General features: G+C 69.1%; 11 protein-coding genes. 4 read left to right on the top strand and 7 right to left on the bottom strand.

Translation table 11 applies throughout. From position 1 onward, the window contains the following. Positions 1–10: 10 nt before the first annotated feature. The 4 genes from ACFYZJ_RS37890 to ACFYZJ_RS37875 all read right to left on the bottom strand — a co-directional run bounded on the left by ACFYZJ_RS37890 (position 11) and on the right by ACFYZJ_RS37875 (position 3,797). Positions 11–1,648: a sensor histidine kinase gene (locus ACFYZJ_RS37890; RefSeq protein WP_388576544.1), complete on the bottom strand. Its 1,638-nt coding sequence runs from the start codon at positions 1,646–1,648 to the stop codon at positions 11–13. Beyond that, complete coding sequence (locus ACFYZJ_RS37885; protein WP_388576541.1) at positions 1,645–2,385, bottom strand: response regulator transcription factor; 741 nt, start codon at positions 2,383–2,385, stop codon at positions 1,645–1,647. The genes ACFYZJ_RS37890 and ACFYZJ_RS37885 overlap by 4 nt, the downstream gene beginning before the upstream one ends. Positions 2,386–2,522: 137 nt before the next feature. Continuing rightward, positions 2,523–2,873 carry an antibiotic biosynthesis monooxygenase family protein gene (locus tag ACFYZJ_RS37880; protein WP_388576538.1) on the bottom strand — a complete coding sequence of 117 codons (351 nt, stop codon included), beginning with the start codon at positions 2,871–2,873 and terminating at the stop codon, positions 2,523–2,525. A 57-nt stretch (positions 2,874–2,930) separates the two neighbouring features. Next, complete coding sequence (locus ACFYZJ_RS37875; protein ID WP_388576535.1) at positions 2,931–3,797, bottom strand: DUF2797 domain-containing protein; 867 nt, start codon at positions 3,795–3,797, stop codon at positions 2,931–2,933. Positions 3,798–4,687: 890 nt separating this feature from the next. Between ACFYZJ_RS37875 and ACFYZJ_RS37870 the strand changes: the two genes are divergently transcribed. Continuing rightward, a complete protein-coding gene (locus tag ACFYZJ_RS37870) occupies positions 4,688–5,560 on the top strand; it encodes a DUF6528 family protein (protein ID WP_388576532.1) in 873 nt (290 codons plus the stop codon). Positions 5,561–5,623: 63 nt separating this feature from the next. Here the strand turns inward: ACFYZJ_RS37870 and ACFYZJ_RS37865 are convergent, their stop codons facing one another. Together ACFYZJ_RS37865 and ACFYZJ_RS37860 are read right to left on the bottom strand one after the other, a co-directional pair. Next, complete coding sequence (locus tag ACFYZJ_RS37865; RefSeq protein ID WP_388576529.1) at positions 5,624–6,268, bottom strand: hypothetical protein; 645 nt, start codon at positions 6,266–6,268, stop codon at positions 5,624–5,626. A gap of 275 nt (positions 6,269–6,543) precedes the next feature. Further along, positions 6,544–6,720 carry a hypothetical protein gene (locus ACFYZJ_RS37860; RefSeq protein WP_388576527.1) on the bottom strand — a complete coding sequence of 59 codons (177 nt, stop codon included), beginning with the start codon at positions 6,718–6,720 and terminating at the stop codon, positions 6,544–6,546. Between the two features lie 328 nt (positions 6,721–7,048). Here ACFYZJ_RS37860 and ACFYZJ_RS37855 point away from each other — a divergent pair, with 328 nt between their 5' ends. Both ACFYZJ_RS37855 and ACFYZJ_RS37850 read left to right on the top strand, forming a co-directional pair. Beyond that, a complete protein-coding gene (locus ACFYZJ_RS37855) occupies positions 7,049–7,552 on the top strand; it encodes a hypothetical protein (protein WP_388576526.1) in 504 nt (167 codons plus the stop codon). Next, positions 7,549–7,884: a winged helix-turn-helix domain-containing protein gene (locus ACFYZJ_RS37850; RefSeq protein WP_388576524.1), complete on the top strand. Its 336-nt coding sequence runs from the start codon at positions 7,549–7,551 to the stop codon at positions 7,882–7,884. Before ACFYZJ_RS37855 ends, ACFYZJ_RS37850 begins: the two co-directional genes overlap by 4 nt. A 168-nt stretch (positions 7,885–8,052) precedes the next feature. Here the strand turns inward: ACFYZJ_RS37850 and ACFYZJ_RS37845 are convergent, their stop codons facing one another. Further along, entirely contained in the window at positions 8,053–8,616 is a 564-nt protein-coding gene (locus tag ACFYZJ_RS37845) for a hypothetical protein (protein ID WP_388576522.1), read from the bottom strand. Positions 8,617–8,925: 309 nt separating this feature from the next. On the opposite strand from ACFYZJ_RS37845, the gene ACFYZJ_RS37840 reads away from it, so the two are divergent. Next, entirely contained in the window at positions 8,926–9,300 is a 375-nt protein-coding gene (locus ACFYZJ_RS37840; protein ID WP_388576520.1) for a PadR family transcriptional regulator, read from the top strand. Positions 9,301–9,517 lie beyond the last annotated feature (217 nt).

Raw genomic sequence — 9,517 nt, 5'->3', positions numbered from 1 at the left:
CCGACTCTTCTCAAGCGCCCTGTTGCACCCGTGTGGTGACGCTGTGCTGTGCCTGTGAGTGCTGTTGCCAGGCCGTTTCGGGGACGGGCGAGGGCACGCGCGGGGTGAGCGCCGGCAGATGCACGGTGAACACCGTGTGCCCGGGAACGCTGTCGACGGTGACGGCGCCGCCGTGCGCGGTCACGACGGCCTGCACGATGGCGAGCCCGAGCCCGGTGGAACCGGTGGACCGGGAGCGCGCCGAGTCACCGCGCGCGAACCGCTCGAAGACGTGCGGCAGCAGATCGGGCGGAATGCCCTGCCCGTCGTCCTGGACGTCCACGCACAGCCACGGTCCGCGCCGCTGCACGCGTGCGGTGACGGTCGTGCCGGGCGGGGTGTGCGTCCGGGCGTTGGCGAGCAGGTTGACGAGCACCTGGTGCAGCCGTGCGGCATCCGCCGACACGAGCGCGGGCTCGCCGGGCAGTTCGAGCCGCCAGTTGTGGTCGGGGCCCGCGGCGCGCGCGTCGCTGATCGTGTCCACGACGAGCGGGACGAGGTCGGTCTGCTCGAACCGGAGCGGGCGGCCGGCGTCCAGCCGGGCCAGCAGCAGCAGGTCCTCCACGAGGAGGGTCATGCGCCCGGCCTCGGACTCGATCCGTCTGAGGGCGTGCCGGGTGTCGGGGCCCTGCTCCTCCCGTCCGCGCCGGGTCAGTTCGGCGTAGCCGCGGATGGAGGCGAGAGGTGTGCGCAGCTCGTGACTGGCGTCCGCGACGAACTGCCGTACCCGCGTCTCGCTCTGCTGCCGTGCGTGCAGGGCACCGTGGACGTGGTCGAGCATGCGGTTGAGGGCGGCCCCGACCTGCCCGACCTCGGTGTGCGGGTCGGTCTCGGACTCCGGCACCCGCTCGTTGAGGGTCACCTCACCGGTGTGCAGCGGGAGTTCGGAGACACGGGTGGCGGTCGCGGCGACCTTGCGCAGGGGTCGTAGGGCGATCCCGACGAGCACGGAACCGGCGATGCCGGCGGCGACCAGGCCGGCGGCGGTGACGCTGACCTCCACGACGACGAGGGTGTCGATGGTGTCGGTGACCTCCTTGGTCGGGAGGGCGACGTAGTACCCGCCGTTGCCGTCCCGTGCGGCGATGTACTCGACTCGGTACTCCCCGAGACCCGGGATGTCCACGGTGTGCACACCGGTTTTCGGCACAGCCCCGAGAGCCGCCTGTTGGGCGCCGGTGAGCGTGCCGGCTTCCATGCCCTTCGCGCCGACGGTGTCCTGCGACTTGAACTTGGCGACGACCCCGTCGGTGACCTTCCCGCTGCTGTCCGCATAGGCGGCGACGGTGTTGCGCTGCGTCGGTCCTCGGGTGACGAAGTCGATGAGTCTGGTGCTCGGCGACTCGTCGTCCCCGGCGACGCCGCCCGGAATCTGCTCGGGGCCGTGGCCGCCCGGAATCCTGGGGCCGCCCGACATCCGCATGGCGGTGTCCTTCAGATTGCCGTCGAGCTGCCGGTAAAGGTGCTGTCCCAGCGCGATGGTCGTCACGGTGCCGATCACCGCGCACACCACGGCGATCAGGCTGACCGCCGAGACGACGAGCCGCGTCCGCAGCGTGCGCGGCTGTCGTCCCCGCCTCTGCGTACGCGGCCGTCGTCGCCTGCTCATGACGCCGCGGGCTTGATCATGTAACCGGCGCCACGCCGGGTGTGGATCATCGGCTCCCGGCCCGCGTCGATCTTCCTGCGCAGGTACGAGATGTAGAGCTCGACGACGTTGGCCTGGCCGCCGAAGTCGTACGACCACACCCGGTCGAGGATCTGCGCCTTGCTGAGCACGCGCCGCGGGTTGCGCATCAGGAAGCGGAGCAGTTCGAACTCGGTGGCGGTGAGGTGGATGTTCTCCCCGCCCCGGGACACCTCGTGGCTGTCCTCGTCGAGCATGAGGTCCCCGACGACCAGTACGGAGTCGGAGCGGCGGTCGGCCGCACCGGACCGCCGGATCAGTCCGCGCAGCCGGGCCACGACCTCTTCCAGGCTGAACGGCTTGGTGACGTAGTCGTCCCCGCCGGCCGTCAGACCGGCGATCCGGTCCTCCACGGCGTCCTTGGCGGTGAGGAACAGCACCGGCACGTCGGGCAGTTCGCGCCGCAGCCGGCCGAGGACGGCCAGGCCGTCCATGTCCGGGAGCATCATGTCGAGCACGACGGCGTCGGGCCGGAACTCGCGCGAGGTCTGGATCGCGCCCTGTCCGTCACCCGCGCTGCGGATCTGCCAGCCTTCGTAACGAAGTGCCATGGACAGCAGTTCGGTGATAGACAGCTCGTCGTCCACCACAAGCACTCGGACGGGGCTCCCGTCCGGCCTCAGCAGTTCGGTGCGCCCCTGGGGCGAGGTCGTGGTCATGGGGGACACCTTGTCGAGGTCCTCTGAGAGCGCCCTTTCACGAATCTGTGATTTCCCTGAGAAACACACAGGGACCTCTCAGGGAACTCCTGGGAAGCTCCCTTGACGCATCCTCAGAGAGCCGGTCGCCCCCTTGCTCACCCGGGCGCCCGCTCGAACGTATGGCTGCGCTCGACCTTGGCGACGTGCAGCGTGTACGCCTCGTACCACTGGTCTCGGCCGCGCTTCTGGGCGGCGCGGTGCTCCAGGTCGCTCCGCCACTCCTCGACGGCGGCCAGGTCCCGGAAGTACCCGACCGTGATCGACAGCCCGCCCGGCGTCCGGGCCTGGTCCATTCCGAGGAACCCGGGGACCTCCCGGACGAGTTCCTCCATCCGCTCGGCGGTCTCCGGGTACCCGTCCTCGTCCTCGGACCGCACGGAGGTGAAGACGACGGCGTAGTAGGGGGGTTCATGGGCGGTGACAGGCGCAACGCGGTGATCGCTCATGTTGCCACGATGAATGAGCCGGCATCCGGCGTCCAGCCCCCTCGCCCCCCCGTGCGGTCAGAACAGCCCGTCCTGCACCCCCGCCTCGCCCACCTCCCGCACCGGCACGGTCACCTCGTCCCGCTCAGCGCCCGTCAGCTCCCACCCGGTCATCAGTCGCGTGTCCAGTACGAGGGCCCCACGCCCGGTGGCGAGATGAAGATCGGGCCCGACGGCCGCCAGCACCTCGCCGCTCACCGCACCGCCCGCCACCAGTTCGCTCACCACACCGTCCAGCCGGGGCAGTCCCTCCAGCCCGAACGCCGCGCCGTGGTCGACGGCCCGGAACGGCGCCCGCTCCAGCGACTCCGGCCAGCCGCCGAGCGCCACCGCCCGCGCGTGCAACTCCGCCAGCTCGGCGACCCGCTCCCCGGCCGGCGGCAACGCGGCCCGCACCGCCCGCTTGTCGGCGTACGGGATCCGGTCCGGCACCCGGAGCGCGGCGCGCAGCAGTTCCTCCGCGCGCCGCGCCGCCATCAGCGGCCCGCACCCCAGCCAGCTGAAACAGACGGCACCCTGCTCGAGCAACCGCGCGGAGCCCCGCTCGACCGCGGTGATCCCGACCTTGACCTTGCCGGGTCCGAACCAGGCGAGGTAGACGTGGTACGGCCGAGGATCGTCGGCAAAGGTATCGGCGGCGACGGAATGGGCCCGGTCGAGGCGGGCGCACTCCTCACACCGCCCACCCGTACTCCGCCCGGGCACCACGGTCCGTGCCGCACACCCATGCCCCCGAGCCCCCACACACCTGCGCACGCCCCCCGCGACCACCGCGAAGGCCACCCGCTTCCCCCGTTCCAGCGCACTGCGCCGCCCCCCTTCCCATGCCAGCACGGGCCCGCCCTCACCCCACCGCAGCCCCGCGCACGTCCATGTCTGTGCCATCTCTCGTGAGCGTACGCGCCTGGAGCGCGCCGGGTTCGTCGCCCGCCACCCGGGACCCCCACGGACCGCCGCCGGGTCCGCGTGGCCGCGGTCCCGGCGACATGTCGCCCGCGTGCGGTCGCCCCGCGCCCCTCCCACCTACCGCCCCGGCCCGTCCGGGCCCCCGGGCACCGATCGCACCCCTCGGGCGGACACGAGCACGGCCAGAGTGGTCCGCGCTTCCCGCCTCACCGACTCGCGCCGCGCGAAAGTGGCAGTGAGTGCGAGAACGGAGGCTGTCACCGCATACAGGGCGACGCCGACCGCAGACAGAAGCCCGACGATCACCGGGCACGCACCTTTCTCCCCCCGACTCGGGACCCGGCCCTCGGGGCCGGCGTGCGTTCTGCTGTTCCAGCGTACGAGGAATGTCAACTGCCCGGCCCCCACGCCGATTCACGTCACTGCGATCTCGGGAATCGAGGACCCCTCTGGCGGCTGTTCGCGCCTGGCACCGCAACAGGACTGCCGCGCGCCGAAGATCCCTGGCCACAACGCAGTTCATGCGACTGATCACGGGATCGCCCGCTCCCGGGCCGCGTCACTCCACGGGCCGGGCCTCGACTGATAGCTCTGTCACGGTGAGAAATGCGGCATTGTTCCCTCCACACGTTTCCAGCAATCGGTCGGCCGATGTTCCGCCGGTTCCCGACAAGCCCGACAGTGGGACCACGTCTCGCGGCTCGCTGACGCTTGGGGGCTCGGGGCTGACGCGGCGGCGGTTCCTGCGTGCAAGTGCTTCGGCTGCAGCCCTTCCTCATGCCGGTGACCCCACGACCGCCTCACCGGTCACTCCACGTCAGGTCTCCGACCGCGACTTGATCGTCCTGTGTGACCAGCGATCACAGTCGGTGATTCTCACGGAGACCCGCGTCCTGAGGGCCTCCCGTGGACTTCCACTCGACCTGACCGCGCTCTGGTCCTGGTCTCCCGCCTCGGACGCCGAATTCGCCGACCTGCGCCCGTCCAGGACGTGGATCAATGTGAGCGAGGCGAAACAGTTCGCGACTTCGGCCGGCACCCTGCTCCTGACCTGCGCCTCAGGCGGTATGGCCGTGGCGGTCAACCGAAGCCGGGGAGTCACTTACTGGGCCACGAACATCCCCGGCTCAGGCAACCTCCACAGTCTGGAAATGCTGCCGGACGGCAATGTTGCCGTGGCTGCCAGCACAGGCGGGTACATCCGCCTCTACACATCGTCCCAAGGCCCCCGCTCCAGCCACTACGTGCAGCACCCTCTGCCTGGGGCCCATGCACTGTCGTGGGACGCAGGGCAGCGTCTGCTGTGGGCCCTGGGCACCGCGGAACTGCACGCACTCGCCATCACCGGGACCAGGGCCGCACCCGGCATCACACTGCAACGCCGACTTGCCCTGCCCGACAAGGACGGCCACGATCTCGCTCCGGTCATCGGCGCCCCCGACGACCGCTGGGTGACCACGGGCCGCCATGTCTACCGGGTTTCCCTGACCAGCGGCGCTTTCACCCGCGCCACCGCACCCGACGGCGTCGACCGGGCTCACGTCAAAAGCATCAGCCAGCATCCGGTAACAGGCCAGGTCATCATGGTCAGCCCTGACAAGCAGGCCTCCTGCAGTTGGTGCAGCTCGCGTGTCGATTTCCTGGATCCGAACCGGCAGGACGCATTGACCGGCACCAGCGTGTACAAGGCGCGATGGTGGCATGAAGCCGACGCTCAAGCCGACTCGAACACCCAGGTGTAGCGCCAGAACAACCGACGGCGCAGTCGTACCCCGCAGGATGCGGCGAGCCCCGATTTCGTCAAGTCAGTGCGTCAGATCGACCACAGCCGCACAGTGCGGATCGTCCCCCGGCTCCTCGAACAACTCACGCTCCTGCGATCGGGAGAACACCTCCGCGATCACGGCCGGCCCCGCCTCCGCGAGCCGGACATCGCAGCCCACCACATCCGGGTCGTCCTGGTGCCGCACGTAGAGCCGCATCCTGCCCTCACCGAGGTACAGAAAGCCGACCAGCAGTGACGGCGCCTTCTCCCGCTCCTCGTATCCCGGAGCGGGCCAGGTCAGCGTGGTCAGCAGGGCGTGGGCCCGGTCCTCCAGATGCTCCTCGCCGGGCACATCCTCGACAAGCCTGATCAGCGGCGCACCGAAAACGATGTCCACCTGGTCACTGGAGGAGAACCGCACGCCCCCGGCCGTGTGCCGTACGCGACTGACCGCCTCCCACGGGCCCAGCACCTCGTCCTCACGGAAAAGCGGAATCTCGTGGACGGTGAGCAGATCACGGACGTCTGCTCTGCGCCCGCCCACCGCGATCCGCACGGCCGGCGACCGGTGGGGGGCCGGGAGGACGCCGCGGACACGGATCTTCTTCACGATCGGTGCCTGCGTGTAGAGGATCATGTGGCCGGCGACGTCGGCCTGCGCCACGGCCACTTCCCACGGCGTCATCACGCGTGTCTCCCTGTCAGCGTTTGAACTCGGCGGTGGGGCCGTCGAGGAGTGACTCAGCCGCAGCACCCCTCGCGCCACGCCGGGCTGCCGGCAGGAGAGGACGGTTACGGCGCCTGCCCCGGCCGCTCCGGACGACGTCTCGGTCCCCCGACGTGCGGCTGAGGCGGTAGGCATGATCCTGCTGGGACGTTGGGCCTCAGGGCACTCCATCCCACGTGAGGGGGAATGGCGAAGCCCCGGCCGGGGACGGCCGGGGCTGCCATGTGCATTGATCAGCTCGGACTTGACAGGTCGAGCCATATCTTTCGGAGCTTGCGACCCGAGGTCTCCACGTACAACGTGCGCTTCGCGGTCGCGCTGTCCTTGCTGGCGTGCTCGACGAACGCCCGTAGGTCCTCGATCGTCAGGTCCCTGCCGTTCCCGTTGAGGATGTGCTGATGCTCTGGCATGAGCACAGGATGCGGTGATGTTGCGCATCCTGTCACCAGTGCCTGCGCGCACGACGAAGCCTGCCCGGGGGACCGAGCCGAGGCTTCCCCATGGACTCGAGCAGCGGACCGCTCCGCACGACGAGCATGAAGGCAGGTCAGGCCCTTCCTCACACACTGCGCCGGTACCCGGCCGTGCGCGGTGACGCCCCGTCCCTGATCGCTGCACTCTCGTCACCGGCGATGTCATCGAGCGCAGGGGCTTCAGAGCGGAAGTACTTTCGTACTACGAAAGTAGATGTAAGAATGGAGCGAGCCGAGGAATGCCGACACAGAGAGGGGAGAACCCATGCCAAGCAGCGAGTACTCCGATGCGGCCAGGGCAACGGCCGACCTGCAGGCCGTGCAACGGGCCCAGCTGACCGCCAACACGCCGCCGCCCTATCAAGCGTGGTGGGCCGCTGTTGCCGGCGTGACACATGGGGTCGGGATGGCCCTGGCCACCGGGCCGCTTCTGTACCAGGCGGACGGTGCGGCGTGGAAGCTTGCGTTACTGCTCGCCACGATCGCGACGCTGTCCGCCTTCCCGGCCATGTGCGCGGTGCGGGCGCTCCGTATGCAGGTCCGTGCTTGGCCACCGCAGGGAAGCACGCGGCAGCGCCTACTTCTCGAAGGTCTACCGGTGGTCGCCTATGGGGTCGCCGCCGTCGCGTTCCTCACGTTCGGCTGGAGCGTGGGTGCCATAACGCTGGGGGTACTCGGAGGAGGTTCCCTATGGTGGCGAGAAGCCCGCAAGAACGCTCTGCGCACCGAGATGGCGGCGACGCTGAAGGCGTTGGGGCGCACAGCGTGACCGGCCCCGCGTCACCTGCACTGGACCAGGTCATCCACCACCCGACACGACTGACGATGATGGCCTTCCTCGCTGGTTGCGCCGAAGCCGAATTCGCCGCCGTCCGTGAGTACTGCCAGGTCTCCGACGCGAGCGTCAGTCGCATCGCGACCGCCCTGGAGGAGGCCGGATACATCAAGATCCGCAAAGGAGCGGTCGGACGCCGCCCACGCACATGGTTGTCGCTGACATCAGCCGGCCGTACGGCCCTCCAGCGTCACCTCGCCGCGCTGCAAGCCATCGTCGATGCGGCGCAAGCCGCAGGCGCGGAAGCAAGCGATCAGGACCGCTGAGGCACGACTCAGCGGAGCGTGTTGATGCCCGCGGCACGGTGGTTGCCGTACTCCGCTGCGGTACAGCAACCACCGGACGATCCCGACCGCAGCCGACGGCTACCAGTACGTCACTGGGGAGTGTCGGTGCCGCCTCAGCGAGTTCTCCGGCAGTGAAGGCCAGGGGCTCTACCGCGGCCGGTACGCAGTGGTGACCGGAATGGCTCCCAGCAGCTGGTAACCGCACGTCCTCGCCCCGACCAGGACCGTCCCGGCGTAGGTGCCGCGCGTCGCGCCCGAGGGGTAGTCGACGGTGAGTTCCAACGTGCGGGTGGTGACTCCGGCAAGGTTGCCGAGAACGGCATCGCCGCCGATCCACTGAGCAGAGGACGACTTGGTGGCTGCCTGCCACGTCATGATCAGGTGATGCCACTTACCGTCGTTGAACTTCCACCACACTATGGGCGCCGCGCCCTTCCGGCTGCTCGGCGCCACCATCTGGTAGTCGAAGAACACACCCGAGAGCGGAGCCGACTTGGCGTTGCGCACCGTGGTGTACGTGACCAGGTTCTGTCCGGCCTTGGTGGATGTCGGTTCCTTGGACAGGTTGCCCGAACCGGTGATCTCGCCATACGCACAGGTCGGCTTGGCATTGACGGAAGTTGCTGATGCGGCTTGAGCTGTGCCGGGGAGCATGGCCAGCACGCTCACCCCGGTCGCTGCGGCCGCGATTCCCCATCTGAAGAGCCTCATGGATCCCCTCCGCTTCACGCCGTGCCATCACGAGCGCGAGCAGATCCTACGATCAATACCTGAGGTAGGCCTCATGAGCGGCCACGCATCACCACACGCCGACCAGCCCAGGACGCTGGGCCATCACCGCTCAACGTCTTACCGCGCCACGAGGAGCGCACGCCCGGCCGGGGGTCGGGCAGCACACGGCGAGCGGAGTCAGCCGCCTGAACCCGCCGAAAAGGCCGTTACCCAAGCTTGACCGGCAAGTACGACGCAGGTTGGTCTACCTAGATAGACCAACCCCGTCTACCTAGGTAGATTGGCGCCATGGCTGACCCAAGAATGACGCCGCACACTCAGACCGTGCTGCGCGCCTTGCTCGGTCAGGGCGTCGACAGCGGGCGCAGGGTTGCCGTGCTGTCCGAAGGTCTGTACGGGCTGGAACTATCGAAGATGACCGGGTTGCCCAACGGCACCTTGTTCCCGCTCCTTGAGCGCCTGCGCCAGGCCGGCTGGGTCGAACGCCACTGGGAGGCCGACGAGAAGGCCGAAGCGGAGGGTCGTCCTCGACGCCGCTTCTATCGCCTCACGCCCAGGGGTGCGGAGCACGCCCCGCACGCTCTGGCGGCAGCTGCCGCTGCCCGGCCGAGGGGCTCGCCTCACGGCGCTCAGCGACCAGGCCTTGCCGGAGGGGGAGCGTGATGACTTTCAGGGCGCCCGGGGATCAATCCAACCTCGATGTCTCTTGGGAGAGCTTTGATCCGGCAGCGTATGTCGATCATCATCTCAGTCCAGCGGCCGGCAGGACGAGGCGGTCCTCGACCTCGGCGGGCGACATGCCGAACTCGAGTGACCCTGGCTCTGACCAATTGAGTGCCTCGACTCCAGACCAGTTGGGTGAGCCGGGGCTTCAGGGTGC

It is taken from the genome of Streptomyces sp. NPDC001848 (assembly GCF_042891915.1).
Lineage (GTDB): Bacteria > Actinomycetota > Actinomycetes > Streptomycetales > Streptomycetaceae > Streptomyces.
This window is presented reverse-complemented; position numbering and strand designations above follow the sequence as displayed.

What these genes read in the sequence shown, in the direction of transcription:
- ACFYZJ_RS37860 (WP_388576527.1), bottom strand. Translation starts at nt 6,720, where the DNA reads ATGCCAGAGCATCAGCACATCCTCAACGGGAACGGCAGGGACCTGACG.
- ACFYZJ_RS37880 (WP_388576538.1), bottom strand. Translation starts at nt 2,873, where the DNA reads ATGAGCGATCACCGCGTTGCGCCTGTCACCGCCCATGAACCCCCCTAC.
- ACFYZJ_RS37845 (WP_388576522.1), bottom strand. Translation starts at nt 8,616, where the DNA reads ATGAGGCTCTTCAGATGGGGAATCGCGGCCGCAGCGACCGGGGTGAGC.
- ACFYZJ_RS37865 (WP_388576529.1), bottom strand. Translation starts at nt 6,268, where the DNA reads ATGACGCCGTGGGAAGTGGCCGTGGCGCAGGCCGACGTCGCCGGCCAC.
- ACFYZJ_RS37875 (WP_388576535.1), bottom strand. Translation starts at nt 3,797, where the DNA reads ATGGCACAGACATGGACGTGCGCGGGGCTGCGGTGGGGTGAGGGCGGG.
- ACFYZJ_RS37840 (WP_388576520.1), top strand. Translation starts at nt 8,926, where the DNA reads ATGGCTGACCCAAGAATGACGCCGCACACTCAGACCGTGCTGCGCGCC.
- ACFYZJ_RS37855 (WP_388576526.1), top strand. Translation starts at nt 7,049, where the DNA reads ATGCCAAGCAGCGAGTACTCCGATGCGGCCAGGGCAACGGCCGACCTG.
- ACFYZJ_RS37890 (WP_388576544.1), bottom strand. Translation starts at nt 1,648, where the DNA reads ATGAGCAGGCGACGACGGCCGCGTACGCAGAGGCGGGGACGACAGCCG.
- ACFYZJ_RS37885 (WP_388576541.1), bottom strand. Translation starts at nt 2,385, where the DNA reads ATGACCACGACCTCGCCCCAGGGGCGCACCGAACTGCTGAGGCCGGAC.